Source organism: Microbacterium sp. NPDC090003 (genome assembly GCF_044748385.1).
Classification (GTDB): Bacteria; Actinomycetota; Actinomycetes; order Actinomycetales; family Microbacteriaceae; genus Microbacterium.
Window position 1 is genome coordinate 164,565 of the sequence record NZ_JBIVFW010000001.1, and the last position, 25,724, is coordinate 190,288.

Below are 25,724 nucleotides of genomic sequence, written 5' to 3' on the forward strand. Positions count from 1 at the left end.
CCGCAGCGTCAGGCGGTCTCACGTTCCTCGGTCGCGCTCGCGTACCAGAGGCGCAGTGCGCTGCGGGAGTTGACGCCCGTCTTCGCGTAGAGGTGGCGGATGTGCGAGACCACGGTGTGCGGCGACATGAACAGCGCGTCGGCGATCTGCTGCGTCGTGGCCCCGAGCGCAACGCGTTCGATGACCTGGCGTTCGCGTGTCGAGAGCAGTTCGGGCGCTCCACGCCGGGCCGGCCGGCGGCGGACACCCAGCGTGCGCAGCGCACGCAGCACACGACTCGCGTCGCGCACGGCTCCGAGGGACTCGTAGATCTCCAACGCTTCGTCGAGAGCTCGTCGTGCCTGCTGTTCGTCACCGCCCACGAGGGGGCGCAGCTCCAGCACGCGGGCCAGCACCAGCGGACGCGACAGTCCGCGCAGGGCGGATGCTGCGGCGTCGAGTGCGGCGGCATCCGCGCGAGTGCGGCCCACGACGGCATCGTGCACAGCGCGGGAGAAGACGCTCTCGGGGTTGAGCACGCAGCGGCGACTCGTGCGCTTCAGCACCGCAGCGATGGTCTCGTCGTCGTTCGTGCGCACGGCGAGGTCGGCGAGCACGATGTCGTCGGAGAAGTCCGACGGGGTCGTCATGGGAGGCACGGGAGCATCGAGCCCCGCCCGAGCGAGATCGCTCGCGGAGACCGCATCGTCGAGTCGCCCCTCGTCGATGGCCTCGACGGCGAGGAGCCAGCGGCCCGCCTTCGTCACAGCCGTGCTCGTGGCGAGCCCCTCGACGATCGGCTTGGCCTGCGCGCGGATCTGCGCATCGCCGGTGTGGAGGGAGATTCGGAAGAGTACGACCCCGGCCGTGGCGTTCGCGAAGTCTCCCAGCCCGAGCTCGGCCGACAGGGCGAGCACGGCCTCGGCCAGTACCCGGGCCTCGTCGATCCGGCCGCCGTCGTAGAGCACCCGGGTGCGCACCATCATCCAGAACGCCTCGGCCACCGCGCTGCCCGCTGCGCGTGCCTCGGACAGTCCGAGGTCGGCCAGTCGCAGGGCGTGGTCGGGGTCGCCCATCGAGTTGTGCAGGAACGCGGGCCAGAGCCCTTCGGGTAGCCAGCGGGACGTGACGAGACCGGCCTCCTCGGCGCGACGGAGTGCGGTCTCGATGAGCTCCACCGCTCGATCGTGATGGCCGCTGTTGAACTGATACACCGAATCGGTCGCATCGATGGTCGCCAGGGCGAGATGATCGGTCTCCGGATCGGCGACCTCCCGCGCGAGAGCGAGCGTCTGCTCCAGGCCGGCGAAGTCGGCGCGGTTCGCAGTATTGAGCGCGCGGACGGCGAGGAGCTCGGCCCGTGTGCTGCGTGCGATCCCGCGGATGCCGAGGGCCTCGTCGCAGGTCGCGATCGCTCGATCGAACGAGAACTCGGTCTGGCGTCGGGCGACGGCCAGCAGAGCGCGGGCGCGAAGATCGGCGGAGAGGTAGGGGGTGAGGGCGGTCGTGACCGCCTGGGCCTCGTCGTGGCGGCCATCGGTCCACACCAGCGGGAGGAGTTCGGCGGCGCGAATGACAAGTCGCGGAACGTGCAGTGCGAGGCGGATCGCCGCGGCGGCCAGATCGGCGGCGAACGCGGAGTCGGTCGCCGAGATATCCCGAGCCGCCTCGGCGACCAGGAGGAAGGAGTCCTCGTCGCCGGGCTCCGCCGCCTCGATCAGGGCGGGAGCGACAGCCGATGCCGGTTCGCCCGACGACAGGCGCACCCGGACGACCTCTCGGAGCAGCGCGGGGCGGATGGGCGGCGCGATCGAGGCGTCGGCTGCTTCCCGCAGCGTGTCGTGGGTGAACGCGAGAGCCGCGCCGTCTCCGACGAGGATCGACTCCGCGAGGAGCTCGTCGACCGATGGCGCGACGGCCGCGGCCGACAGGTCCAGCACGCGGAGCGCGTCGCGGAGGCGAAATCTGCGCCCGAACAGACTCGCCACCTGTGCGAACCGCCGCGCTTCCGGGGAGATCGAGGAGAGTCGTTCTCGTGCGGCGGTACCGAACCTCGCCGGCACGGCGGCATCCACCGCGTCGACGGACCCCGCGTGTCGGGCCAGGAGGTGTTCCTCGCGGAGCCCCCGCACGAGTTCGACGACGAGGAGGGGAACGTTGGCCGTCTGGTCGAGTGCCGCGCGCAGGACAGGGCCGGGCGTGCCACCGGCGATGTCGGCGGCGATCTCCACCGAGGCGGAGGAGTCGAGCGGTGCGAGGTCGATGACGAGACCCTCCGCGGCGATGAGCGCCGCGGCACGAGCGTGCGCGGCGCGGAGGATGCCGTCGCGTGCGGCGACGAGCCAGGCGACCGGCTGGTCGGCGAGTCCGCGCACGAGCGCGATGAGCGTGGTCACGGATGCGGTGTCGAGCCACTGCAGGTCGTCGATGACGATCAGGAGGGGGTGTACGGCCGCGGCCTGCTCGAGACGGTCGAGGAGCAGGCGGGTGATCCAGTACTGGTGTTCACCGCCCGAGAGCACCGGTTGCAGATCGGCGGGTGTCAGCAGCGGGGAGGTTCCGCGCAGTGACGCCTCGAGGAGGGCGGCGAGAGGCACGGTCGATTCGTCGACGTCCGGCGCGATGACCAGCGTGCGCCAATCGGCCGTCGAGGCGCGGGAGAGGACCTCGGCGAGCAATCGGGTCTTGCCGATCCCCGGCATGCCGCGCACCAGGATCGGACCACCGGCGCCGTCGCGCACCGAGGCGACCATGTCGAGGATGCCCGCCAAGGCATCGTCGCGACCGCGGAGGGGAGCCGCGTGCGCCGCAGGGGAGCCGGCGAGGAGAGCGCGGTCGGATCCGACGGCTCCGCCATCGGATGTATCGTGCATGATCCGATTATCGCGGATGCATCGGGCAAAGCTGAGCACCCCTGTGGAACGGGGGTGGAGTCGTTCTCCGAGTGACGGTCAGTCGTCCCCGAGAGCGGCGAGAACCTCCGGCCGCGGGGCGAAGAACACGGAGCCGGTGACGGCGGTGGAGAAATCGAGGAGGCGGTCGTGCAGTCCGGGCGGATCGCCGAGGAACATGCGCTCGAGCATCCGTTGGATGACGCTCAGATCGCGGGAGCATCCGAGGAAGTACGTGCCGAACTCATCATGGCCCGGGCGGCCGAAGGGCATGTTGTCGCGCTGGATGTCGTGCTCGACGCCCTGTTCGTCGACGATGGTGGCGAGAGACTTGTGCGACTGCTGACCCGACGGCGCATCGTCGAGCTCGACGTTCTCGAGCTTCGTGCGCCCGATGATCGCCTCCTGGGTCTCGGTCGGCAGGGCGCGCCAGGCGGCGAGCGGGTGCAGGTACTTCTGCGTGACGATGTACGAACCACCGCGGTGCGCGGGGTCCTCGTCTCCGATCAGCACCGCTGCGTCGAGTTCGGCACCGATCGGATTCGCCGTCCCGTCGACGAATCCCAGGAGGTCGCGCCGGTCGAAGGAGCGGAACCCCACGGTCTCGTCGACGACGCGGACCGCGTCGCCGAGCGACTCGAGCAGACGGCGTTCGAACTCGAAGCAGACATCGGCACGCTCGGCCCGGATGTGGAAGAGCAGGTCACCGGGGGTCGACGGCGCGGTGTGGTGCGCCCCGAGCACGGGCGTGAACGCTCGCAACTGAGCCGGACGGGGGAGTGCCGTGAGCTCGTCCCAGATCGCACTTCCGATCCCGACCGTGCAGGTGAGCGCGGAATCGGAGTAGGGGAAGGCGAGGGACTTGATCGATCCGGCGAGATCGGCGAGGAGGCCGCGCACCCGATCGGCCGCGCCGGGCGCGACGTCGACGACGAGGAAGACGGCGTTCGCCGTGAGAGGAGACCCGACGGCCTGCACCGCCGCCCGGGGGTCCTGGTCCGTCATTCGCGCCGATCCTTCCCTCGTGGACTCTGGGAGTGTCAGTTTCGCGGAACTCGGTGTGCGGTGCATCCGACAGATGACGAGGGACCGCGCGACAGCAGGGAGGGGATGTGCGCCCGCGGGGCAGGTGATGTGCGCCCCGTCTCGCCCGCGTAGCGTCGCAGACGCCCCCACACGCCCTCGACGAGCGGAGCCCGCCCTGTGGACGATTCATCGACCTCTCTCGGAGAGTACCTCCGCGCCCGCCGCGCCGTCACCCAGCCCGAGGACGTGGGGATCGTTCCCACCCCCGGACGGCGGGTCACGGGGCTCCGGCGCGACGAGGTCGCCGCCCTGGCGGGGATCAGCAGGGAGTACTACCTGCGCTTGGAGCAGGGCCGCGGGGCCCGACCCTCCGACCAGGTGCTCCTGTCCCTCTGCCGGGTGCTCAGGCTCGACCATGAGGCGACCGCCTACGCCTTCCGCCTCGTCTCCGGGCGGCTGCAGACCCCCGCCCCCGTTCCCCGGGACTCGGCAGATCGCATCGTGCGCGCACTGTCCGCCTGGACGCACACCCCGGCGTACGTCACCGATCCTCACCGCGACATCGTCGCCGCGAACCCTCTCGCGACCGTGTTCGGGCACGGCGGTCTGTCTGCAGGCGGGAACCAGCTGCGTCATCTGTTCGTGCCCCGCATGAAGGAGACGCTCGTGGAATGGGAGGCGATGAGCCGTGCAGCCGTCGCCACGCTGAGACGCGATGCCGCCCCGCACTCGCCCCGGCTGCGGGAGATCGTGGCCGAGCTGTCGTCGGATCCCGACTTCGTGCGCATGTGGGCGCGGCACGATGTGTCCGGTCCCGAGGATGCCACGTTCCACATCCTCGTCGAGGGGGCGGGGGAGATCCCGGTGGACGCCCAGAACTTCGCGGTGCGCAGCATGCCCGGGCATCAGCTCACCGTGCTCTCGGCACCCCCGGGTGCCGTCACCGCCGCCGTGTTCGCACGGCTCGCCGATCAACTGCCCGGCGGTATCGGAGCCGATGCGGTGGAGGCGGCGCGATGACCGTGAGCGGTGGGTGGGACAACGCGGGCCTCCCCGCGCTCGCCCTCGCTCCCGTAGCGTCGGGCGCGAGGCCCGACGACGAGGGCCGGGAGGAGCAGCATGACCATCACCCCGCGGCATCCGGAGGCGACCTCCTCACCGTGCGCGGGCGCGTGGCGGGCATGAACCTGCAGGACCTCGTCGACGAGCTCGCCGAGACACTCGACCGTTCCATCGTCATCAACGACCCCGCATTCCGACCCATCGTCGCCAGCGCGCAGGGCGACGAGATCGACGAGCTCCGCGCACGTGCACTCCTGCGTCGGGTCACGCCACCGCGGGAACGGGCGTATGTCGAGAGCCTGCAGCTGACGCAGTCCCGGAGGCCGCGGACCGTGGATCTCGCGGAGTTCGGCGCCCACGAGCGACTCGCGATTCCGATCTGGTCGGACGACACACTCCTGGGAATCCTGTGGCTCATCACCGGTGGACTGCCTCCGCTGCGCGAGGAGCAGTTCCGCGCCCTGGACGCCGCCGTCGACGTCGTGCGCACCGTCCTCGCCGCCCAGACCGAGAGCACCGCGCTCACCGCCCGTGACGGAGTGATGCGCTCGCTGCTGGCGGCCGACCCCGTCGCCCGTCGTGATGCTCTGAGCATGGCGGTGCGCGCGCATGGCGTCACCCGCGACGCCGACACCCTCGTGCGGGCCGTCGCGATCGGCCACGACACCGGCGTCGTCCAGCGCGCCGCACTCGGTCGCGCCGTCGAGAGCGCCACTCGGTCGGCGCTCGTGCTGATCGGCGAGATCGGCGCGGCTCTGCTGTTCCTCGGCCGTCGCGGCGAGACCGACCGCCTCGACGCCGCCGTCATCGCCGAAGCGGAACGCGCAGGGGTGCTGCTGCGCGCCATCGGCGCCGCCGGGCTCTCAGACGCCGACAACGACCTGCATCCCGTCGCCGAGCGGGCGATCGCCACCGCCACCGTCGCAGAGCTCCTTCCCGAACTCGGCAGGAGCCTGCACGCCGACGACGTCGGGCCCTGGTTGCTGATCTCCGACGTGCTCACCGACCCCCGCCGGCTCTCGTGGTATTCGCCCGCCGCTTTCGCCCTCGTGCACGACGCCGACCCGCTGCGCCGGCAGACCGTCGAGGCGCTCCTCGACAACGCCGGGCACGTACGACAGGTGTGCGAGGTGCTCCACATCCACCGCACGACGCTGTACTACCGGCTCGAGAACATGCCCCAGGTGGTGCGCGACGCCCTCGACGACGGCATGCAGCGCAGTGCCCTGCACCTCGGGCTCAAGCTCGCCGCTTACTGGGAGAACGCGGGTCACATCCGATGAGCGCTCGCCGCGTCGAGGTGACCACGAGCGACGGGGTCGTGCTCCGCGCCAGGGACACCGGAGGAGACGGTGTCCCACTGCTGCTCCTGCACGGCTGGTCGCAATCGCAGGAGATGTTCCGTCACCAGCTCACCGGCTTCGGCGCTCGCCGCGTGATCAGTTTCGACATGCGCGGGCACGGAGCTTCCGAGGCGCCGACCCACGGCTACCGCATCGCCCGCCTCGCCGCCGACCTGCGCGATGTGCTGACGACGCTCGCCGTCGATCGCGTCGATCTGCTCGGGTGGTCGATGGGGGCATCCGTCGCCTGGTCGCACCTCGAACTCTTCGGCGACGCGCGCGTGCGATCCCTCGTCGTCGTCGACCAGCCCGCGGCGGTCATCGCGCAGTCCTGGATGAGCGAGGAGGAACGGGTGCGGGCGGGGAGCATCCTTCCCGTCGACGGCCTCGTGGCTCTGGCCGATGCGGTCGCCGGTCCGGAGGGCGAGAGCGCAGTGCGCGCGTTCGTGCGCGGCATGTTCTCCGGCTCCGTGGACGAGGAGCTCTGGTCGTTCGTCATGAGTGAGGTCGCCCGCACACCGCCGCATGCCGCGGTGCCGCTGCTCATCGATCACGGCACCCAGGACTGGCGCGACGTGGTGCGCGGCATCCGCGTGCCCACGCTCGTGATCGGATGCGAGGGCAGCCACGTGCCGCCGGAGTCCCAGCGATGGTTGGCGGAGCGCATCCCCGGCGCTCGCGTGCATGTCTTCCCGCGCGACATCGCCTCCTCGCACTTCCCGTTCCTCGAGAATCCCGAGGCGTTCAACACGGTCGTCGGTGCGTTCCTTCGCGATATCGAGCACGGCGCACTCGACAGTCGTCCAATGCACTGACGACAAGCGGTCGGAAAGGCCCGCCCCTCCTCTGCCGTAGCGTCAAGGGCGAGAGCCGGGGACCCGGCGCAAGGGAGTGTGAGATGGCCATCAAGCCCACGGTCGTGCTGGTGCACGGAGCGTTCTCCGACGGGGCGAGCTGGTCGCCGGTTGCGATGCGGCTCCTCGGCGAGGGCCTCGAGGTCCGGGTGCCGGCGATCTCGAATCGGAGCCTCGCTGCGGATGCCGCGTACGTGCGCTCCTTCGTCGAACGGATCGACGGCCCGGTGCTGCTGGTCGGGCACTCGTACGGTGCCACGGTCGCGGGTGTCGCCGGCGATGCGGCGAACGTCCGCGGCATCGTCTTCATCGAGGGGTACGTGCTCGAGGTGGGGGAGAGTGCGCAGGACGTGCACCGCCGCTTCCCGGACCCGGAGGCGATGCCCTACTTCGACGAGGCGGCCTATCCCGTGCGGGGACAGGCGGATGCCGCGGAGATCTCGGTGCGGATCGAGGAGTTCCCCTTCCTCACGGCCCTCGGCATACCCGCCGATGAGGCCGCCGTGCTCGCCGTCACCCAGCGCCCGCTCGACGCGGAGGTACTGGCGGAGCCAGCCACGGTCGCCGCCTGGCATGAACGACCGTCGTGGGGCATCGTGGCGACCGCCGACCGCCTCATCAACCCCGATGCGGTGCGCTTCGGGCTCGAAAGGGCGGGGGTGCGCGACCTGAGGGAACTGCCCGGTCCGCATCTCGTGCTGCACACGCACCCCGGCGACGTCGCCCGGCTGATCGTCGACGCCGCCTATGCCGTGCGCTGACAGAATGAATGCACTGTGAGACATATCGAAACCCCCACCGGGCGCGCGACCGGGTTCTGGGTCGTCGCCCTCGCCTTCCTCCTGGTGATGGCCTACTCGACGGTGCCCACGCCGCTGTACCCGCTGTATCAGCAGCTCGACGGGTTCCCGGTGTCGGTGGTCACGGTCGTCTTCGCCGCCTACGCGGTCGGAGTGGTAGCGAGCCTGTTCCTGCTCGGCCACGTGAGCGACTGGATGGGGCGCCGGCGGATGCTGGTGATCGCGATCCTCGTCTCGGCGCTCTCCGCGGTGCTGTTCATGGTCTTCACCGATGTCGCCGGTCTCCTCGTCGCCCGCGTCGTGAACGGCGTGAGCATCGGCATCCTCACGGCGACCGCCACCGCGCACCTCGGCGAGCTGCGCGCTCGGGCCCGACCCGACGAGAACGCGATCGTCGCGGCGTCGGTGGCCGGCGGGGCCAATCTCGGGGGACTCGCGCTGGGACCGCTCATCGGAGGTGTGTTCGCGGACTACCTCCCCGATCCGCTGCATCTGCCGCACACCGTGTTCGCGATCGTGCTGATCTGTCTGGCCATCGCCGTGGCGCTCGTGCCCGAGACGGTCGCGCCGCAGCACCGGCAGTACCGGCCGCAGCGGATCGCGGTTCCCGCGTCGTCGCGCGGAGCATTCGTGGCGGCGGGGTTCGCGGCCTTCGCCGGGTTCGCCCTCTTCGGCCTGTTCACCTCGCTCGCCCCGACACTGCTCGTCGGCACCTTCGGCGAGACCCGTCACCTCGTCGCCGGTGTCACGGTCTTCCTCGTCTTCGGCTCCGCGGCCGCCGCCCAGGTGCTCCTCGCCCGGGTGTCACGGCGCTCGCAACTGCTCTTCGCCGCACTCGCCTGCGGGATCGGTCTCGCGGCGATCGCGCTCGGCGCCGTGCTGCCGTCGTTCGCCCTGTTCCTGGTCGGCGGCGTGGTCGCCGGTGCGGGCGTGGGGGCGCTGTTCAAGTGCGCCCTGGCCACGGCATCCGAGGTTGCCGAGCCGGGTCACCGGGGCGAGACGCTCGCCGCGATCTTCCTGGTCGCCTACTGCGGACTCGCCGTCCCGGTGCTGGCTATCGGCGCCGCCCTCACGGTGGTGCCGCAACTCGTCGTGCTGTTGGTCTTCGTCGTGCTCGTGGCGGTCGTCACGGTGGTGGCGGCGCTGCGGATGCGACGCATCGCGCGCTGAGCGCACTGCGCGGTGCGCGCCGCGCGTGTCGCGACACCACGAACGCCTCGAGACGTCACGTGTGCCGTGGCGTCTCGAGGCGGAGATGGTGTCTCGACGCTCAGGACGCGCGCTGCACCGCCGTGCGCAGGGCGTCCGGCAGCTCGGCCGTGCCGCCGTCGAGCCGCTCGCCGTTCAGGAAGAACGTGGGCGTGCCGTTTACGCCGCTGCGGATGCCGCCCTCCTCGTCCGCGCGGATGCGCGCCAGGTAACGCTGCTCCTGTACCGCCGCGCGCAGATCGGCGACGGGGAGGGCGAGCTTCGCGCAGATCTCGGCGTAGAGCGGCGATCCGAGTCGGGACTGGTTCTCGTACAGCAGGTCGTGAACCTCCCAGAAGGCGCCGTGCGATGCGGCGAACTCCGCCACGAATGCCGCATCGACCGCTTCGGGATGCATCTCGGCGAGCGGGAAGTTGCGGAACACGAAGCGCACGCGGTCGCCCAGTTCGGCGAGGAGCTTCTTGACGACCGGGTACGCCTCGCCGCAGTAGGGGCACTGGTAGTCGCCGTATTCGACGAGCACGACGGAGGCGTCGTCCGGTCCGGTGCTGTGGTCGTCGGTCGAGACGGGAATGCGGAGCGAGGACATCATCCTCTCCTTTCATCGGGGGTGAGAGCGTCGAGCGCGTCCAGCACGCCGTCGACGCCGGGGTTGAGGGCGACGGGGGAGAGATAGCTCCAGGCGATCACGCCCGCCGCGTCGATCACGAAGAGGGCCCGACGGCTCTCACCGGTGCTGTCGTCGTAGGCGCCGTAGAGGCGGGAGACCGCGCCCTTCGGTTCGAAGTCGCTGAGGAGCGGGAAGTGCAGCCCGTGCGCGGAGGAGAACGCCTCGTGCGACCACACATTGTCGACCGATACGGCGACGACCTGTGCGTGGCGCTCGTGGAGCATCGGCAGCGCGGCGTTGATGACGGAGAGTTCATCCCCGCACACCGGACTCCAGTCGGCGGGGTAGAAGGCGAGGACCACTGGCGCACCGCGCAGTTCGCCGAGTCGCAGCGACTGATCGGCGGTGACGCGCAGCGTGAAGTCCGGCGCTATGGTCCCGGCGGTGAGGAGCCGTCCGCGGCCCGCGGTCTCAGGGGTGTCTGTCATGGCTCCACTCTCCCTGCCGCCGCTGGCCGCCGGTTAGGGCGTGCGTCCGGACTCGTCCAGACAGGTGTCGAGGAGGGGATGTCCCCATGCGAGCGCCGCGCCGGGTCGGCCCCGTCCGACGAGAGTCGAAACCCGATTCGTCACGGGGGTGTGTACCGGCGGCGGACGAGCGAGCAGAGTCCTCGGTATCGTCCGGAACCATCATGAAGGAGCACCGCATGGACACGTCCGCGAACGCCGAGCTGGGGCATGAGGTCCCGACACTCGGGAACCCCGACCTGCCGCAGGAGGGCGAGGCGAACATCACCGACCGTCCGCAGAGCAACACCATGGGCGGGCCGCAGAACGAGGTCGTCGAGTCGCAGTTCCCGAATCAGATGCACGCGCCGGCGACCGACATCAGCACGCAACCGTTCTTCTGGTCGTCGTTCAACATCTCCCCGCGGCGTGTGCAGCGCGGCGGGTGGGCGCGGGAGCTCACGAAGCAGGACTTCCACATCTCCGACGAGATCGCCGGGGTGAACATGTACCTGGAGCCCGGCGGCATCCGCGAGCTGCACTGGCACCAGACCGCGGAGTGGGCCGTGATGACGCGGGGTAAGGCGCGTGTCACGACGCTGAGCCGTTCGGGGCTTCCCGCCGTCGAGGACGTGGAGGAGGGCGACCTGTGGTTCTTCCCGGCCGGCACCCCGCACTCCCTGCAGGGACTCGGCCCGCACGGCGCGGAGTTCGTGCTCGCCTTCGACGACGGCGACCAGTCCGAGTCGAACACGCTGCTGCTGACCGACTGGTTCGCGCACACCCCGCCCGAGGTGCTCGCCAAGAACTTCGGTGTCGCGCAGGAGGTGTTCTCCGACATCCCACTGCACAACCTCTGGATCTTCCCCGGTGACGAGCCGCCGGCGCTCGAGGTCGATCAGGCCGCCGCGGGCGTCGAGTGGGGGATGGAGCCGGTGATCTTCCGGCTTTCGCGGTCGAAGCCGCTCTACGAGAACTCGGGCGGGTCGATCCGGATCGCGGACTCCACCAACTACCGCTACTCGTCGACGGTCGCCGCGGCGCTCGTGACGGTCGAACCCGGTTCGATGCGTGAACTGCACTGGCATCCGAACGCAGACGAATGGCAGTACTACCTCCGCGGTTCCGCCCGCATGACCGTGTTCAACACGGGGCCGCACGCGAACACGAGCGACTTCCGCGCGGGCGATGTGGGCGTCGTGCGCAAGAACTTCGGTCACTACATCGAGAACACCGGTGATGACGTGCTGCAGTTCCTCGAGGTTTTCCGCACCGACAAGTACGAGGAGATCTCGCTCGCGAACTGGCTCTCGCACGTTCCGCCGCAGCTCGTCTCGGCGCATCTCAACATCGACCCGGCGGTCCTCGCGACGTTCCCGCGCGGAGCGCAGGGAATCACTCCGCTGCGCTGAGCGGGACGGAACGGGGCGGTGCGACCGACGGGTCACGCCGCCCCCGTTCGTACCGATTCCAGCAGGCGGTCGCGGTCGCCGCCCGTGATCGTGCCGCGGTGGACGTCGGCATCCTTCTGGAGGATGCCGAGCACCGCGAGCAGCACCCAGGCCGCGTGGTGCAGCCCGAGCGTTGCGCTGATCAGCAGGGCGAGCAGGATCCCGATCGTGAGCCGTACGAGGACGCGCGCTGACTCCGGCGTGAACGCGAACGCCCAGCGGTGATCCCCCCGAACGAGGGCATCGCGTCGCCGCACCGCCGCGGGGACGAGCAGCGCAACGACGACCGTGGTCTAACCGGTGAGCTCACGGAGCGTCCGGGAAGCTCCGCTCACGAGGAGGCGGAGTGCGGCGGTGACTGGTGCGCAGCGCCCGCACGGTGTGCGCTGCGGGAAGCACCGGCATCCGCCGTCTCGACCAGATGCTCGACCTCCACCGAGTTCGCCAGCGCGCCCGCCGTCTCGATCACCGTCTGGTCGTAGCGGGTGAGTCGCGCCCGGTGCTGCTGCAGGTGCTCGTCCCAGCTGCCGACGCCGAAGGCCTCGACCCAGCCGCCGTCCTCGCGGCTCTGGTAGAGCGCCCAGGTGCGGGCCCCCGTGCGCCGACGGCTGTGCTCGACGAGGCGCATCTGCGCACGGAAGGCGTCGACGTTCTCGAGTGCGACGTCGTAGCGCACGAGAACGAGGGTGGGGCTCGCGCCGTCGACGTCCACGGACGCTTCGGCGAGAGGGAGGGCGAACGTCTCGCGCTTCTTGTCGGCGGTCTCGAGGAGCGGCCAGAAGAGCTGCGTCGCCGCGACGAGGAGCGTGGCAACGCCCGCGGCGGAGGTCACCGCTGTAGCGCCGACCCAGCCTGCGACGACGCCGCTGAGAAGCCCACCCGCTGCCATCGAGCCGTAGAGCACCATCTGGTACACCGAGAGCCCTCGCGCCCGCACCCAGACCGGCAGGAACGACTGTACCGCTCCGTTCAGCGTGGCGACGACGCCGATCCACGCGGCACCGGCGAGGGCGAGAAGGGGCAGAGCGAGCACGAGTGTCGGCGAGAGGGCGACGCCGACCGTTGCCGCACCGAACAGGACGGATGCTGCGAGCACCGTGCGGTTGGCTCCCCACGAACGGAACACGGGCATGAGGAAGGCGGCGCCGATCGAACCGACGCCGATCCCCGCCAGCAGAAGGCCGTAGCCTGCGGAGTCGAGCCCTAGCCGCTCGGTCGCGATGAGGGGCAGGAGGGCGTAGAGAACGCTGCCGGGCACGACGAAGGCGCCGAGCCGCACGTACATGCGCCGCACGACGGCGGCGCGGGTGACGTAGCGGACTCCCGCCCGTGCCGCGTCGACGAAACGCTCGGCCTGTCGCGCATCCGGACGGTAGGTGCGCCAGGTGACGAGCACGACGAGGAACGCGGCGAACGAGAGGAGGTTCATTCCGAACACGAAGGCGACGCCGAAACCCGACAGCAGCACTCCGGCGATCGCGGGGCCGATCGCGCGGGCGATGTTGACCGAGACGGCGCTCAGCGACGCCGCCATCGGCACCAACCTCACCGGCACGATCTCGGTCGCAAGAGCCTGATATGCCGGCAACTGCACCGCGGTCGCCGCGCCGAGGAGCAGGGTGATGATCAGCAGGAGGTATGGCGTCATCTCGCCGGTCGCGGTGAGCATCACCAGAGCGGCGCTCAGAAGGACCTGCAGGGTCTGCATCCAGATGAGCAGCGATCGGCGGTTCAGGAACTCCCCGAGCACCCCCGCGGGGATGCCGAGCAGCAGCACGGGCGCGGCGGATGCCGTCTGAATGAGGGCGATGAGCAGCGGATGCGTGTGCTGCTCGACCATGAACCACTGCGCGCCGACGGTCTGCATCCAGGTGCCGATGTTGCTGACGAGCGCGGTGATCCAGAGTGCGCGGAAGATCGGGACGGCGAGCGGCGCCCAGATGCGCTCGCGGGCGGAGGAATCCGATGCGGCGTGGTCTCCCGTTGCGGGCTTCGGTTCGGTCGGGCGGTCCATGCGCGTGCCGTCAGAGTCGCTCGGCGGTCGCGTCCAGCACGACCTTGCCGACGGTCGTCCCGCTCTCCAGCAGCGCATGAGCACGGCCGGCCTCGGCGAGCGGGAAGACGGCATCCACGGCGCCGCGGATCGCACCACTGTCGACGAGCGGGAGGACGTCGCGGATGACGCCGGCGACGATCGCGGCCTTCTGCGCCGCCGGCCGCGCACGCAGGAGCGTGGCCGAGACGCTCGCCCGGCGCGACATCAGTTCCCACAGGTCGAGCGTCGTCGGCCCGGTCGTCCCGCCGATGATCACGAGGTGTCCGTCGAGGGCGAGGCTCTCGATGTTGCGCTCGAGGTACGGGGCACCGACGATGTCGAGGATGGCGTCGGCGCCGCGCCCGTCCGTGGCGGCCAGGGTGGCTGCGGCGAAGTCCTCATCGCGGTAGTTGATGGCCACGTCTGCGCCGAAGGCGCGGGCCGCTGCCGCCTTCGCGTCGCTACCCGCCGTCGCGATGACCCGTGCGCCGATCGCCCTCGCCCACTGCACCGCGAACGAGCCGATGCCTCCCGCCCCGCCGTGCACGAGCACCGTCTGCCCAGCGGTGAGACCTGCGATCATGCCGAGGTTGGAATACACCGTGCAGGCGACCTCGGGCAGACCCGCTGCCTCGACCATCGTGAGGGAGCGGGGCTTCGGCATGACCTGCGTCGCCGGCACGACGACCGCCTCGGCGTAGCCGCCCCCGGCGAGCAGGGCGCACACCTCGTCGCCGATGCTCCAGCCGTCGACTTCCGAACCCACCGCATCGATCACGCCGGCGCACTCGAGGCCGGGGCCTTCCGGCGCCCCTGGAGGCACCGGATAGTGGCCCCGACGCTCGAGCAGGTCGGCGTTGTTGATCCCCGCCGCATGCACGCGGATGCGTACCTCGTGGGCGTCGGGTTCGGGTCGCGCGACCGGGACCAGACGCAACACATCGGGCGGGCCCGGGTGCGTGAAACGGACGGCAGAGATCATGGGATGCCTTCTCTCGGATCGGGTGCGAGCGGGGAACGCTCAGGCGGCGGCCGTGGCCGGGTTGCTCTTCGCGTACGCGATGATGCTCTGCGCATAGTGCGGGGTCTCGAGCTCGCAGTGCTGGCCGGAGGCCTTCTGGCGTGCGGCCGCGGCCTCTTCGAACGTCGCACCGCTGGCCGTGATGAATTCGAGGAACTCCTCGGTCGGGTGCGAGGTGACGGTGTTGACGTAGCGCAGCTGGTCTCCGTCGAGCTGCTCCATGCCCAGCTCCCAGATCACCTGCGTGGTGGTCCATCCGGTCGGGGTGAGGATGTCGGAGATCGAGACCATCTTGCAATAGTGCTTGCTCGCGACCTCGTAGCGGTACTGCTGGATCACGAGGCCGGTGCCGATGACCTCGACGTTGATCGACATGGGCGTGCCGTCGTCGTCGACCGTGTAGCCGGCCGCCTTGTGGTCGCCGGGTGCGCAGCGCTGGTACTCGTGGGTGGGCAGGTTCTTGAGCCAGGACTCGATGTCGACGTCGTCGAAGTTGCCGGTCACATCGGAGGTGACGACGGCGTGGGAGAGCACCAGGTCGGAGCGGACGGTGACAGCCATGAGGGGATCCTTCGTTCGTGCCGGGTGGAGGGGAGAGCCACGCAGGATTCCCGGTGTCGTCCTCGCGTTCCTCCATCTCCCCATATCGCCCGGCACGGGGCATCCGACGAAGGACGGGGAGTGCTTCGTCGGCTGTCGAGGCCCGGCGTCAGACGGTCTCGGACCGTTTCTTGCGGAAGGGGCGAGCCGGGGTGTGCGGTCCGTCCCACACGGTGATGATTCCCCAGGCCACCGCGGCGAGCGGTACCGAGAGCACGGCGCCGACGATGCCGCCGAGGATCGTGCCCGCGGTCAGTGCGAGCAGGATGACGAGGGCATGCAGCTTGAGCGACCGCGCCATGACGACCGGCTGCAGGAAGTTGCCTTCGAGCTGGTTGACGAGCACCACGATGCCGACCACGATCAGCGCCGCCACCGGACCGTGCGTCACGAGGGCCACGAGCGCGGCGAGGATGCCGGCGGCCGTCGCGCCGACGAGGGGGATGAAGGCGGTGAGGAAGACGATCACGGCGAGCGGGACCGCGAGCGGGATCTGCAGGATCGCGAGACCGATGCCGATCCCCAGCGCGTCGGCCGCGGCGACGATCGACGTGCCACGGATATAGCCGCCGAAGACGTCGACGGTCTTGTCGCCGATCCGGCGCGCACGCTCGTAGCTCTCGCCGGTGAAGGGGCGCAGCAGGAACTCCCAGATGCGGGGGCCGTCCTTGAGGAAGAAGAACAGCACGACGATCATCAGTGCGAGTCCGGTGAAGAAGCTCGCGGTGGCCGAGACGCCGGCCAGAGCACCCTGACCGAACGAGGCGCTCGTGAGGAAGTCCTGCGCGCTCGCCCAGACGTCGTCGAGGTCGATGGCCCCGACGTCGAACGGCAGGGTGCCGAGCCAGTCGGTGACCTGCGCGATGCCGTCGGTGGCGGAGTCGACGAGGTCGTCCCACTGCGAGCGCACGGTGAGCACGATGATCCAGACGACACCGCCGAGCACCGCGAGGATGCCGATCAGCGCGATCCAGGTGGCGAGGATCGACGGCATCCCGCGTCGGCGCATCAGGGCGACGAGCGGATGGATCGCGCTCGCGAGGATGAGTGCGATCGTCACGGGGATGAAGACGAGGGAGAGCTGCGTGATCACGAACACGCCGACGGCGACGAGCGCGAGCACGATCAGGGTCTGCAGGCTGCGAGTCGCGACGAATCCGAACCCTCGCGACCAGAGCCCCGGTTCTGCGGGCGTCGGCATCTCCGGTCGTCGGAACAGTCCCATCGGGTTCCTCCCCATTCTGCGGCGCGTTCACGCCGTGAGTGACCAACCTAGCAACCGTCCCTGACGGGTGTGGCAGGTTGGGGGGATGGACACGTTCTCCGCTCACGAGACGAGGCCGGTTCGACGCACCCTGCTCGTCGGATTCGGCAAGCTCGGCGCTCGTCTGGCCCCCTCGTTGATCGCGACCGGGAGCGAGGTGTTCGCGCTTCGTCGCTCGGCATCCGACCTGCCCGCCGACGTGATCGGGCTCGAGGCAGACGTCGCGTCGCCGTTGCCCGTCGCGCTCCCGTCGGTCGATTCGCTGGTCATCACCCTTCCCCCGGGAGAGGGAGTCGACGCGTACCGCGTGGCGCTCGGCCACCTCGCCCGTGCCCTGCCGGCGATCCCGGAGCGCACGGTGTTCGTGTCCTCGACGGGCGTCTTCGCGGGGGAGGGTCCTGACCGAGTCCTGACGGAGCGCACGGCGCCGCACCCGCAGACCGAGCGCGCGCAGGCGATCCGCGATGGCGAACTCGCCGCACAGGAGCTGTTGTCCGCCGTCGTGCTCCGCCCTGCGGGTATCTACGCCCCGGGCAGGGACTTTCTGATCCGCCGCGTGCGCGAGCATGCCGAAGTGGACTACCGGCGCTGGACCAACCGCATCCACGAGAGCGACCTGGTGCGCACGATCGAGACGCTTCTGCGCATGGCATCTCCGCCTGCGCTTGTGCACGCCGTCGATGAAGAGCCGGTCAGGCTCGGCGAGGTCGTGACCTACATCGCCGAACTGCTGGGTGTGGAGCCGCCGCCGGATGCCGGGGCTGAACGCGATTCCGGCCATGTGCTGGACGGCGCACTTCTGCGCAGGCTCGTCGGGCCGCTCGAGTTCCCGTCGTTCCGATCCGGCTACGACGCTATGCCCCGGTGACGGAGGGGACTGACCGCACGCGGAACCACAGCGTCAGCTCGGCCAGGGCACGCCGAGCGGTCTCGGCGTCCGCACCCTCGTCGAGGTCGTCGAAAGAGTCCCGATAGCCCGCGGGGACGCCGTCCGAGAAATCGCGGAGCGGGCGGTACCCCATGGTCCAGTCGCTGAAGCGGCGCTCCGCGATACCGTCGCGCAAGAGGACCCGGAGGTCGTGGTGGCGGCGGTCGCCACGGATCGTCTCGACGAGTCGATCGACCACGTCAGGCGCCCCCTCGAGGATCTGGATGAACCGCCCGTCGCGGTACAGGAGCATGCCGGTGACACTTCTCTGCGCGTTCAACCGCCGGCACGTCGCGAGAAGGTCTTCGAGAGCGGAGCCGCGGAACGGCTGCGACGCGGTGCTCGTATATACGACGGAGATCAGGTCAGCGCTCATCGGTCACCTCCGACGAGTTCGTCGCCCGCGGTCGACAGCGGTGCGCTGGGCGTCGACGAGGCGGTGACGGCATCGGTCGCCTCGTGGAGCGACGCGAAGGTGCCGATCTCCCGCGATCGCGCATCGAAGGCGGCGTACAGCCCTCCCGCGCGCCGGTCCACGTAACCGAGGAAGTCCCCACCGCGACTGCCGACATGGAATCCGTCTTCGACGCACGCCCAGAGGACGTCGTCGGGGTGCTGATCAGGATCGTTCACAGCGTGAACGTTAGGGGGTGCCGCCGACATCGTCTTCCCCCTTGCGCTCAGCCCGCCCTGTGCGGCAGGGAAGCGGATGCTCTCCTACGCGTTGTCGTCGGCGTCCGTCTCCTCGTCCGAGGCGGTGATTCCGGCAGAGTCGGTGAGGAAGTCCGCGTCGGTGATGTTCCCTGCGGCGATGTCGGAATCCGGCCCGTCGTAGGTGTGCGGGTCGTTCGTCTCCGAGGAATCGGGGGTGCTCATCTGATCTCCTGTCTCGAGTGCGAGAGAACATCGTCCCGCCCGGCGGCGCGGCCGTCGAGGTCGTTGACTTCGAGTCGTCGTCCGTGCTCGCGGTGCGCGGCATCGCGAGCACGGAAGAGCAGCGTCAGCGCTCGAACGACCCGGTGGATGCCTGCAGATCGGCGACGGTCGTCGCACTCATCCGTCGCCCGCGGGTCTCGCCGCCGACGAAGACCGCGACCGCGCCGACGACGCACGCCGCGACGATGAAGAGCGAGACCGCCCACGTCGCGCCGCCGGTCGCCGCGACGAGGGCCACGGCGATCAGCGGGGTCGTTCCCGCGCTGACCGCACCGGCGAGCTCGCGCGAGAACGCGAGACCCGTGAATCGTGCGCCCCCGGTGAAGAGCTCGGCGAAGTAGGCCGCTTGGGGACCGAACATCGCGCCCACCCCGAGGCCCAGGCTCAGCACGATCGCCACGACGACGAGTGCCGGTGCCTCACCGCCGCCGATGAGCCAGAAGTACGGGAATGCGAAGACCCCCGAGAAGACGATGCCGAACAGGATCACCGGGCGTCGCCCGATCCGGTCGGAGAGCGCTCCGAATACGGGCAGCAGCACCATCGTCACGGCCGTGCCGATGGTGGTGGCGACGGGGCCGACGGATGCCGACAGCTGAAGATTGCCGACCAGATACGCGGTGATGAAGGCGAGATTGATCGACGACACGACGTTCTGGGGCAGCTGAGCGAGGAAGAGGGTGAGCATGCCCGTCTTCTCCAACGCGAAGACCGTCTTCACAGGGGAGACGGGAGCGTGCTCCTCGGACTGCATGGCGACGAATGCCGGGCTCTCGGCGAGGCGGAGACGGATGATCAGCGCCACGATCACGACGACGGCGCTGAGAAGGAACGGGATGCGCCAACCCCAGGCGAGGAACTGCTCGTCGGGCAGCTGGGTGACGACGGCGAACACGCCCGAGGCCATCAGGAGCCCGAGGTAGACGCCGGCCGACGGCCAGGCGCCGTGCAGGCCGCGGCGTCGCGGGTCGGCGTGCTCGACCGAGAAGATGGCCGCCCCGCCGAACTCCGCTCCGGCACCGATGCCCTGCACGAGGCGGAGGACGATCAGCATGATCGGTGCCCAGATGCCGATCTGCTCGTAGGAGGGGGTGAGCCCCATCAGGAACGTCGCGACGCCCATGATCAGAAGGGTCAGCACGAGCACGCGCTTACGGCCGAGGGTGTCGCCCATGCGACCGAAGATGAGCCCGCCCAGGGGGCGGATCAGGTAACCGACGGCGAAGGTCGCGAAGGCGGCGAGCGTGGCCACGACGGGGTCGGAGTTGACGAAGATGATCCGGTTGAAGACCAGCGCTGCGGCCGTGCCGTACAGGTAGAAGTCGTACCACTCGAGGGCCGAGCCGACGAGGGCTGCGGCACCGACGCCGAGCATCGAGTTCTTCTTCGTGGGGGTGGTGGGGGCGGTGTTCATGAGGGCTCCTGCGTCGTTGCGAGGGTCATGGTCGCAAGAATCCTACAGGAAACAGGATAGACGGAGGCCTATTTGCGTACGCAACATTCTCGACTTTGACTGACCCATTCCATACGCCGGATGGCACCGACAAACGCCAGCTCGTGATCCCTTCTGTCGGCTGGCGGTGCCTCGATTCGGTACGTCGTCGCGGCGGCGATCAGGTTGAGCTCTTGCCGAGCGCCGTCTGCGCGAGCAACGCCACGCCATAGGCTGCGCTGGCATATCCGTTGAGCCAGTCCATGGCGTACTTCTCGTACAAGGCTGCCCCTACCTCGTCCTTCGTCTGCATCGCCATCCGCGCTGTCGCCGAGTCGTGCAACGCCCCGGAGTACGCGAGGTCTTCGTAGACGGAGTAGATGCCCTTTGGGTGATGCCTGGTTTCCGGGGCCTGCATCCCAAGGAGGGCACGCGTCATCACATCCGGATGTGTATTCTTCAGCCGAAGGCATGCCGCCCGCCAGCGGCGCAGCTCCTCGACTGCCCGCAGGTCCCCGTCCTGCTGCGCGGCAGTGTCGGCGAGAGCGAGGAGCGTTCCTAGGGCGTTCAAGGCTGAGTATGGAGCCTCGCGACGTTGGAGTATTGCACGAAGGGAAGCCAAGTACGCTGTTCGTTGCTCCGGCGTGAGTTCTACGATCTCCCACCTTGCATCCTCCCCGGCCTTCTGGGAGAAGCTGATCCGGGCGCCGCTGGAACGCGCGCTATACGCATGGAGTTGGGTGGCCTTCTCAACGAAAACCCTGAGCCCCGCGACCTGGTCCTCGGTGGCCACTGACGCCAACTCCCGAAGCTGACCGCGAGGGTCGCTAAGCGGGAGTGGGATTCCGTAGAGGGATGCAGTCGCGACTTTCTGCCAGTGGAAGCGGTCGGCTTTCGAGAGCGTCTGAATGAACTCGGGCAACGGCGAACTGTACACCGTGTCTTCGTGGAGCAGGCGTCCGAGAGCGTTCTCGTCAGGGAATTTCATCATCGAGTATGACTGTGCCACACATCGCGGGCCGCTAAGCCACGTATGTGGCAGGTGCGATTCGAAGCACTTCCCGGCGCTAATCCGTTCCGGACTGAGCGGCGGAATCGGGCTGAACCGCTCGAGTCTGTCGAGTTGAAAGTCGAGCCATGAGCGAACCAACAACGTGAATGGTCAACCACGTATACAACTTAGTAGCGATTCCGGCGCTTATGTGGTGAGCGTTGCCCGGTGTGGAGCGGTCAGCGTTGACCTAGTCGACCAGGGGCTTGAGTAATCCGCGGTCTACCTAGCCTGGGCCGAAGCTGTCGAACGTCAGTTGAAGTCTCACCTCTCATCTCGTCGAGTCGACGTGCATCCGAATCGCTAAGTGAGAGGCGCCTCGGTCGCTGCGCCGGGGGGCAGATCCAGAAGCCGGGACAGCAGGGGTGCGCACCCCGCATCGCTGTCTTCAGCTGACCGCAAGGCACTTACAGCGCTTTTGCGCAAGCGCCCGGCGGCGCTGGCGGCGGCTTCTACGTGCGTCTTCAGACCCGCTACTTCGGCTCCGTTCCGCTCGAGAGCCCTTTGCACGGCAAGAAGCTCCTTTGTCAATGTGCTGGCCCTCGCGACGAGCTCCTCAAGGTTCATTCGTTTGATCACTTCGGTGAGCCGGTTAATCTCGGCAGCTTCAAACTCGCTGGGTTCAGTCATATCAGTTCCTTGCTCGTGCCTGGACGAGCAATTCTCGCCTCCACATTTCTATACGCCTCAGCAAGGCCATGGATCAATCATCCGACGAGATTTCTGGAAGAGCGCAAGCGCATTCGTGGTCCTGAGAGCACGGCTCGGCGCGTTCCAGGCGGCTGACAGCAGCTTTTCGATCGCTGGTGGATGCTGACGCTGACGTGGCGAACCTGGCAATAGCTGCTCAGGCAAACAGAGATGTTCTCCGAGACTGGACATCATTGTCGCGGACTCGACGTGTCTTGGTGGGTAAGAACTTTGTTTCGAACGCGCACAAGCCCCGCGGCCCAAGTGGGGCAGTTGATGCAGAGGATTGTGGGTGGTCGCCAGCCCTCCGAGTGGTAGCGGCGTTAATGTCATGAGCCGGTTCGGGTCAAACGCGGGGGAGCATGAGGAGGCTCAGTCGAAACTCCTCCCGCGGCGGGGGCTGCATATTCGTCGCGAGGGAGGATGGTAAATCCCGTGCGGGCACCATGTATGCGGTGCGTTCGGGCATCTCCCGCATTTGGCGACAAAGAGCACTTGAATCTACTTCAAGGAAGTGCGACAGGATGTCGATCTCGTCGTGAGCAAATCCACTTCCGCGGGCGAAAAGGAGTTCCCTGTACTCCAGGTATTCGAAGAGTTCTGCGTCGTCGCGCATAGTCGAAGTCACCACGGCTAAGTCGGCGATTGTCATTAGGTTGGCACCACGCTGCTCGCCGAGCACCTCTGGTCGCCAGATTAGCCCCGCGTAGTCGTGTAGCGTCACCCCGAGCCCAACGAAAGAAGCGTCTGGCGAAAGTGCTACTCGCTCGCCGCGACCGGTGACATGCGCCCCGCCAAGGAAGAGTCGTCGACGTTCGGCGAGTTGAGAAAGGGAGCCTCGAAATCCAGCCTTGTAGAGCTTCGGGGTGGTCGGAATGTTGCGATCTTCGTAGTGAGCCTTGACTTCCGCGTCTAGAAAGTGGCGCTGCTGCCGGCCTGCGGCGAAGACATCCACCTCGGCAGTCTCGTCGGTGGTGTTCGAATGAAGGTAGACCTCACCCACTTTGGTGTTCAGTCCCGGGCACTGCGACAGCACGCGAGCGCACACTTGTTCCATCAACCTTGCTGACTCGTTTGACGAGCGTCTCGAGCGCGCAACATCAAGAATGGCCACGTGGATGTCTGATGTTGCTCCTTCGAGGTTCGCCGGTACAACAACCCCGTCGAAACGCACGAAAGGCTTCAGCGATGCAGTGCGCGCTGCGTTAAGCGCGCTGAACTGAGCAGACGCGAGCGAGCCGGCGTCGACCGACATCTGTTCTGCGAGAGATCGCGCCGCCTCCGGCATGTACTCAAGATTGCCGTTCATCCAACCGGGGTCTGATGACACACGGTCGACGTAGCCGAGGAGCTCTCGCAGGCTCCGAGGCGGAACTGTTCCCTCCGACAGTTCAGCGATGTGCGTGGCGACCTGCGCAGCTCCCCAACCAATATGTGTACGAGCGCCGAGCAAGAGTCCTTGGTCCATTGCCGTGAGGTCTTCCACGCCCCACACGTCGCTGGGCGAGAGGAAGCTTTGTACAAGCGATAGGTTACGCCAGTCCAGTGCAGCCTGGATGAACTGGTGCAACCCGCTGCCAGGGCGGCCTCCTCCTCCGCCAGCCGCACCGACAATCCATATCCATCGCCTCATCGTCACGTCGTGAGGCGCCGGTGTGCCCCGTAAGCGAGAGAGTGCCGCCGCGAAGAAGGCTAGATTCAGGGCGCTCCGAGGGCTTACAGATTTCAATGCTGCGGTCGCCTGCGCGTCATATTTTGCGGTCCAACGTGCGAGTTGCTCACCAAGGGGTGCGAGCCGCTCGCTACTGAGTTCGATAGGCAGCGGGCGTCGGTGCGCCGTCGGGTCTGAGGCAACGGCGCTCTTGATTTGTATCGCGCTCAGGGCCTCACGAGCTTCCGCGCTGGTGATGAAACTCGGTGACAAATCCCCAACTACCCCCGCAGCCTGCCATCCATACTCAGCAGCGGACCCGTCGAGACTGTGACGAACAGTGCTCACGGGTCAACGCGCGCAGTGTTGGGCGCGTGACTGTAACTGTTCATGTGTCGGCACTACCGTCGACGTCGAATGATTGGTGGGAGGAAAGCACCATTTCATCGTGAGTTCTGCGGGGGCCCCTCTGACCTCATCAGTAAGCGCTACTGAGCTTCCGGCGTGCTCCTCGGAGCCCGTTGCGCCGATGGTCCCGAAAGCAAGCGCTGCCTCGGCCGGTGCCTCGTCGACGAACTGTGGCCAACGCAACTTTGCATCGTCGACACGTCGCGCAGGTGCTGCGTTCAGTTCACGATGTTCGTCGGGCGAAAGGCGGTCGTGCGAGCCATCGTCATTCATGGCGTCTCCGGTGGGGTAGTGGGTAGTGCGGCGCGTGTCTCTGCGAACGGCATTCTGCGAGGCTCCACTCTAGCCACCCGTTCATGTTCACGCGGTTGGACGTGACGATCGGTGGAAATCCTGCCGACAGAACCGGCCGGAAGAGTGGCTTACTCGCGAATGGGGAGACCTAAGCGGCTCGTGCGGGTTGCGCTTCAAGATCCTGCGCTTCTGGGCCCGGCGGACATCGAAGTCTGCCGCATTCTGGTCGTTATCGCGGCGAACGATGCGGTGACCACCGCGATTGGTGTCGGTGACTGGTGATTGGCCGTTTTCACCACCACATCGAGAGTTCTACCACGTAAGCTCTGGAGACCTTGGGTGACTGCATACGAAAAAGCCCCGCGATCTCTCGCGGGGCTTTTCATCTTCGGTGGACCTGAGGGGACTCGAACCCCTGACCCCCTGCATGCCATGCAGGTGCGCTACCAGCTGCGCCACAGGCCCAGAATCGCTCCGGATCAACCGGGGCAACTCGAAAAGCGTACTACAGGTCGCGAGGTCAACACCAATCGGCGCGAGCCGCCCGGGCGCGTCGTGATGCCGAATCGTGGGCGAGCCCTGAGGGAACAACGGCGGGTGCGAGCCTGTTCATGTCAGCGTGAGCATCCTCGACAGCATCGTGATCGGTGCGGGCCAGGCCGGGCTGTCGGCCTCGTATCATCTGACACGGCTCGGTGTCTCGCACGTGGTGCTCGACTCCGATGCAGCGCCTGGCGGCGCCTGGCAGCACCGGTGGGATGCCCTGACGATGCGAGATGTGCACGGCGTCGCAGAACTCCCGGGAGATACGCCGCCGCCGCGCGACGGCCAGCGCGCGAACGTCGTCGTGCCCGCCTATTTCGCCTCCTACGAGCGCACCCACGTGCTTCCGGTGATCCGTCCCGTCACGGTCGACCGCGTGGTCGACGAGGACGGCATCCTGGTGACGCGTGCAGGGGAGCGGGAGTGGCGCTCGCGCACCCTCGTGAACGCGACGGGCACGTGGACGCATCCGTTCCTGCCCCATTACCCGGGAATGGAGACGTTCCTCGGCGAGCAGCTGCACACGATCGATTACCCCGGTCCCGAGCACTTCCGGGGCAAGCGCGTTCTCGTGGTCGGCGGCGGGGCATCCGCCGTGCAGTTCCTCGGTGCGCTCGCCCCGATCACCGATACCCTCTGGGTGACGCGGCGCGAGCCGGTGTGGCGCACCGACGACTTCACGCCCGAGGCAGGCGCCGCGGCGGTCGCTCTCGTCGAGCAGCGCGTCGCGCAGGGGCTGCCGCCGCAGAGCGTCGTGAGCGTCACCGGGCTCATGCTCCGCGAGCAGGAGCGTGAGGCCGAGCGCCGGGGGGTGTACGCGGCGCGACGGCCGATGTTCGCGCGCATCGAGCCGGACGGCGTGCGCTGGGCCGACGGATCTTTCGAGCGCGTCGACGTGATCCTGTGGGCGACGGGCTTCCGGCCCGCGATCGGTCACCTCGCTCCGCTGCACCTGCGCAGCGCCGCCGGGGGCATCCAGCTCGATCGCGGTGGACGCGGCACCACGGCCGTCGCCGACCCCCGTATCCAGCTCGTCGGCTACGGGCCTTCGGCGAGCACGATCGGGGCGAACCGTGCAGGGCGCTCTGCCGCGACCGGAGTGCGGCGGGCGCTGGCGAACATTCCCTCGATACGCTGAAG

General features: G+C 68.4%; 24 protein-coding genes and 1 tRNA gene. 8 read left to right on the forward strand and 17 right to left on the reverse strand.

All coding sequences use genetic code 11. From position 1 onward, the window contains the following. Positions 1 to 8 precede the first annotated feature (8 nt). Both ACIPVN_RS00795 and ACIPVN_RS00800 read right to left on the reverse strand, forming a co-directional pair. Positions 9 to 2,852, reverse strand: coding sequence for an AAA family ATPase (locus ACIPVN_RS00795; protein ID WP_400438229.1), 2,844 nt, complete (start codon positions 2,850 to 2,852; stop codon positions 9 to 11). A 78-nt stretch (positions 2,853 to 2,930) separates the two neighbouring features. Next, the gene (locus ACIPVN_RS00800; RefSeq protein ID WP_400438231.1) at positions 2,931 to 3,875 is read right to left on the reverse strand and encodes a Dyp-type peroxidase; all 945 of its coding nucleotides are present in this window, start codon (positions 3,873 to 3,875) and stop codon (positions 2,931 to 2,933) included. A gap of 198 nt (positions 3,876 to 4,073) precedes the next feature. Between ACIPVN_RS00800 and ACIPVN_RS00805 the strand changes: the two genes are divergently transcribed. The 5 genes from ACIPVN_RS00805 to ACIPVN_RS00825 all read left to right on the forward strand — a co-directional run bounded on the left by ACIPVN_RS00805 (position 4,074) and on the right by ACIPVN_RS00825 (position 9,125). Then, positions 4,074 to 4,916: a helix-turn-helix domain-containing protein gene (locus tag ACIPVN_RS00805; protein WP_400438233.1), complete on the forward strand. Its 843-nt coding sequence runs from the start codon at positions 4,074 to 4,076 to the stop codon at positions 4,914 to 4,916. Next, complete coding sequence (locus ACIPVN_RS00810) at positions 4,913 to 6,241, forward strand: PucR family transcriptional regulator (protein WP_400438235.1); 1,329 nt, start codon at positions 4,913 to 4,915, stop codon at positions 6,239 to 6,241. The genes ACIPVN_RS00805 and ACIPVN_RS00810 overlap by 4 nt, the downstream gene beginning before the upstream one ends. Continuing rightward, positions 6,238 to 7,116, forward strand: coding sequence for an alpha/beta fold hydrolase (locus tag ACIPVN_RS00815; RefSeq protein ID WP_400438237.1), 879 nt, complete (start codon positions 6,238 to 6,240; stop codon positions 7,114 to 7,116). The genes ACIPVN_RS00810 and ACIPVN_RS00815 overlap by 4 nt, the downstream gene beginning before the upstream one ends. 83 nt (positions 7,117 to 7,199) lie before the next feature. After that, positions 7,200 to 7,916 carry an esterase/lipase family protein gene (locus ACIPVN_RS00820; RefSeq protein WP_400438239.1) on the forward strand — a complete coding sequence of 239 codons (717 nt, stop codon included), beginning with the start codon at positions 7,200 to 7,202 and terminating at the stop codon, positions 7,914 to 7,916. A gap of 15 nt (positions 7,917 to 7,931) precedes the next feature. Continuing rightward, positions 7,932 to 9,125 (forward strand): MFS transporter, encoded by a 1,194-nt coding sequence (locus tag ACIPVN_RS00825; protein WP_400438241.1) that lies wholly within the window; start codon positions 7,932 to 7,934, stop codon positions 9,123 to 9,125. A 100-nt stretch (positions 9,126 to 9,225) separates the two neighbouring features. On the opposite strand, the gene ACIPVN_RS00830 is transcribed toward ACIPVN_RS00825, so the two are convergent. Both ACIPVN_RS00830 and ACIPVN_RS00835 read right to left on the reverse strand, forming a co-directional pair. Further along, positions 9,226 to 9,756 (reverse strand): DsbA family protein, encoded by a 531-nt coding sequence (locus ACIPVN_RS00830; protein WP_400438243.1) that lies wholly within the window; start codon positions 9,754 to 9,756, stop codon positions 9,226 to 9,228. Beyond that, entirely contained in the window at positions 9,753 to 10,262 is a 510-nt protein-coding gene (locus ACIPVN_RS00835) for a redoxin domain-containing protein (protein WP_400438245.1), read from the reverse strand. Before ACIPVN_RS00835 ends, ACIPVN_RS00830 begins: the two co-directional genes overlap by 4 nt. Positions 10,263 to 10,480: 218 nt before the next feature. Between ACIPVN_RS00835 and ACIPVN_RS00840 the strand changes: the two genes are divergently transcribed. Then, positions 10,481 to 11,692 carry a cupin domain-containing protein gene (locus ACIPVN_RS00840; protein WP_400438247.1) on the forward strand — a complete coding sequence of 404 codons (1,212 nt, stop codon included), beginning with the start codon at positions 10,481 to 10,483 and terminating at the stop codon, positions 11,690 to 11,692. 32 nt (positions 11,693 to 11,724) lie between these two features. Here ACIPVN_RS00840 and ACIPVN_RS00845 read toward each other — a convergent pair whose 3' ends face one another. The 5 genes from ACIPVN_RS00845 to ACIPVN_RS00865 all read right to left on the reverse strand — a co-directional run bounded on the left by ACIPVN_RS00845 (position 11,725) and on the right by ACIPVN_RS00865 (position 16,612). Then, on the reverse strand, positions 11,725 to 11,988 hold the full coding sequence (locus ACIPVN_RS00845; protein WP_400438249.1) for a hypothetical protein: 264 nt from the start codon (positions 11,986 to 11,988) through the stop codon (positions 11,725 to 11,727). Between the two features lie 74 nt (positions 11,989 to 12,062). Further along, positions 12,063 to 13,745 (reverse strand): MFS transporter, encoded by a 1,683-nt coding sequence (locus ACIPVN_RS00850; RefSeq protein WP_400438251.1) that lies wholly within the window; start codon positions 13,743 to 13,745, stop codon positions 12,063 to 12,065. Between the two features lie 10 nt (positions 13,746 to 13,755). Next, positions 13,756 to 14,745 (reverse strand): NAD(P)H-quinone oxidoreductase, encoded by a 990-nt coding sequence (locus tag ACIPVN_RS00855; protein WP_400443269.1) that lies wholly within the window; start codon positions 14,743 to 14,745, stop codon positions 13,756 to 13,758. Between the two features lie 42 nt (positions 14,746 to 14,787). After that, on the reverse strand, positions 14,788 to 15,348 hold the full coding sequence (locus tag ACIPVN_RS00860; RefSeq protein ID WP_400438253.1) for a hypothetical protein: 561 nt from the start codon (positions 15,346 to 15,348) through the stop codon (positions 14,788 to 14,790). Positions 15,349 to 15,496: 148 nt separating this feature from the next. Continuing rightward, entirely contained in the window at positions 15,497 to 16,612 is a 1,116-nt protein-coding gene (locus ACIPVN_RS00865) for an AI-2E family transporter (protein WP_400438255.1), read from the reverse strand. A gap of 85 nt (positions 16,613 to 16,697) precedes the next feature. On the opposite strand from ACIPVN_RS00865, the gene ACIPVN_RS00870 reads away from it, so the two are divergent. Next, on the forward strand, positions 16,698 to 17,519 hold the full coding sequence (locus ACIPVN_RS00870) for a hypothetical protein (protein WP_400438257.1): 822 nt from the start codon (positions 16,698 to 16,700) through the stop codon (positions 17,517 to 17,519). On the opposite strand, the gene ACIPVN_RS00875 is transcribed toward ACIPVN_RS00870, so the two are convergent. The 8 genes from ACIPVN_RS00875 to ACIPVN_RS00910 all read right to left on the reverse strand — a co-directional run bounded on the left by ACIPVN_RS00875 (position 17,506) and on the right by ACIPVN_RS00910 (position 24,506). Next, on the reverse strand, positions 17,506 to 17,955 hold the full coding sequence (locus tag ACIPVN_RS00875) for a BLUF domain-containing protein (protein WP_400438259.1): 450 nt from the start codon (positions 17,953 to 17,955) through the stop codon (positions 17,506 to 17,508). The two genes, ACIPVN_RS00870 and ACIPVN_RS00875, sit on opposite strands and share 14 nt — an antisense overlap. Next, on the reverse strand, positions 17,952 to 18,212 hold the full coding sequence (locus ACIPVN_RS00880; protein ID WP_400438261.1) for a hypothetical protein: 261 nt from the start codon (positions 18,210 to 18,212) through the stop codon (positions 17,952 to 17,954). The genes ACIPVN_RS00875 and ACIPVN_RS00880 overlap by 4 nt, the downstream gene beginning before the upstream one ends. Positions 18,213 to 18,296: 84 nt before the next feature. Further along, complete coding sequence (locus ACIPVN_RS00885; RefSeq protein WP_400438263.1) at positions 18,297 to 18,455, reverse strand: hypothetical protein; 159 nt, start codon at positions 18,453 to 18,455, stop codon at positions 18,297 to 18,299. Positions 18,456 to 18,579: 124 nt separating this feature from the next. Beyond that, complete coding sequence (locus tag ACIPVN_RS00890; protein ID WP_400438265.1) at positions 18,580 to 19,929, reverse strand: MFS transporter; 1,350 nt, start codon at positions 19,927 to 19,929, stop codon at positions 18,580 to 18,582. Positions 19,930 to 20,128: 199 nt separating this feature from the next. Then, a complete protein-coding gene (locus tag ACIPVN_RS00895) occupies positions 20,129 to 20,938 on the reverse strand; it encodes a hypothetical protein (protein WP_400438267.1) in 810 nt (269 codons plus the stop codon). Between the two features lie 363 nt (positions 20,939 to 21,301). Further along, the gene (locus ACIPVN_RS00900) at positions 21,302 to 21,628 is read right to left on the reverse strand and encodes a hypothetical protein (protein ID WP_400438270.1); all 327 of its coding nucleotides are present in this window, start codon (positions 21,626 to 21,628) and stop codon (positions 21,302 to 21,304) included. Positions 21,629 to 22,034: 406 nt separating this feature from the next. Beyond that, a complete protein-coding gene (locus ACIPVN_RS00905) occupies positions 22,035 to 22,997 on the reverse strand; it encodes a hypothetical protein (RefSeq protein WP_400438272.1) in 963 nt (320 codons plus the stop codon). Positions 22,998 to 24,433: 1,436 nt separating this feature from the next. Continuing rightward, positions 24,434 to 24,506: transfer RNA gene (locus tag ACIPVN_RS00910), tRNA-Ala, on the reverse strand. A 154-nt stretch (positions 24,507 to 24,660) separates the two neighbouring features. On the opposite strand from ACIPVN_RS00910, the gene ACIPVN_RS00915 reads away from it, so the two are divergent. Next, complete coding sequence (locus tag ACIPVN_RS00915; protein WP_400438274.1) at positions 24,661 to 25,722, forward strand: NAD(P)-binding domain-containing protein; 1,062 nt, start codon at positions 24,661 to 24,663, stop codon at positions 25,720 to 25,722. Positions 25,723 to 25,724: the final 2 nt, after the last annotated feature.

What these genes read in the sequence shown, in the direction of transcription:
- ACIPVN_RS00875 (WP_400438259.1), bottom strand. Translation starts at nt 17,955, where the DNA reads ATGAGCGCTGACCTGATCTCCGTCGTATATACGAGCACCGCGTCGCAG.
- ACIPVN_RS00860 (WP_400438253.1), bottom strand. Translation starts at nt 15,348, where the DNA reads ATGGCTGTCACCGTCCGCTCCGACCTGGTGCTCTCCCACGCCGTCGTC.
- ACIPVN_RS00905 (WP_400438272.1), bottom strand. Translation starts at nt 22,997, where the DNA reads ATGAACGGCAATCTTGAGTACATGCCGGAGGCGGCGCGATCTCTCGCA.
- ACIPVN_RS00865 (WP_400438255.1), bottom strand. Translation starts at nt 16,612, where the DNA reads ATGGGACTGTTCCGACGACCGGAGATGCCGACGCCCGCAGAACCGGGG.
- ACIPVN_RS00870 (WP_400438257.1), top strand. Translation starts at nt 16,698, where the DNA reads ATGGACACGTTCTCCGCTCACGAGACGAGGCCGGTTCGACGCACCCTG.
- ACIPVN_RS00900 (WP_400438270.1), bottom strand. Translation starts at nt 21,628, where the DNA reads ATGACTGAACCCAGCGAGTTTGAAGCTGCCGAGATTAACCGGCTCACC.
- ACIPVN_RS00815 (WP_400438237.1), top strand. Translation starts at nt 6,238, where the DNA reads ATGAGCGCTCGCCGCGTCGAGGTGACCACGAGCGACGGGGTCGTGCTC.
- ACIPVN_RS00840 (WP_400438247.1), top strand. Translation starts at nt 10,481, where the DNA reads ATGGACACGTCCGCGAACGCCGAGCTGGGGCATGAGGTCCCGACACTC.
- ACIPVN_RS00800 (WP_400438231.1), bottom strand. Translation starts at nt 3,875, where the DNA reads ATGACGGACCAGGACCCCCGGGCGGCGGTGCAGGCCGTCGGGTCTCCT.
- ACIPVN_RS00810 (WP_400438235.1), top strand. Translation starts at nt 4,913, where the DNA reads ATGACCGTGAGCGGTGGGTGGGACAACGCGGGCCTCCCCGCGCTCGCC.
- ACIPVN_RS00850 (WP_400438251.1), bottom strand. Translation starts at nt 13,745, where the DNA reads ATGGACCGCCCGACCGAACCGAAGCCCGCAACGGGAGACCACGCCGCA.
- ACIPVN_RS00820 (WP_400438239.1), top strand. Translation starts at nt 7,200, where the DNA reads ATGGCCATCAAGCCCACGGTCGTGCTGGTGCACGGAGCGTTCTCCGAC.
- ACIPVN_RS00885 (WP_400438263.1), bottom strand. Translation starts at nt 18,455, where the DNA reads ATGAGCACCCCCGATTCCTCGGAGACGAACGACCCGCACACCTACGAC.
- ACIPVN_RS00835 (WP_400438245.1), bottom strand. Translation starts at nt 10,262, where the DNA reads ATGACAGACACCCCTGAGACCGCGGGCCGCGGACGGCTCCTCACCGCC.
- ACIPVN_RS00795 (WP_400438229.1), bottom strand. Translation starts at nt 2,852, where the DNA reads ATGCACGATACATCCGATGGCGGAGCCGTCGGATCCGACCGCGCTCTC.
- ACIPVN_RS00890 (WP_400438265.1), bottom strand. Translation starts at nt 19,929, where the DNA reads ATGAACACCGCCCCCACCACCCCCACGAAGAAGAACTCGATGCTCGGC.
- ACIPVN_RS00895 (WP_400438267.1), bottom strand. Translation starts at nt 20,938, where the DNA reads ATGATGAAATTCCCTGACGAGAACGCTCTCGGACGCCTGCTCCACGAA.
- ACIPVN_RS00830 (WP_400438243.1), bottom strand. Translation starts at nt 9,756, where the DNA reads ATGATGTCCTCGCTCCGCATTCCCGTCTCGACCGACGACCACAGCACC.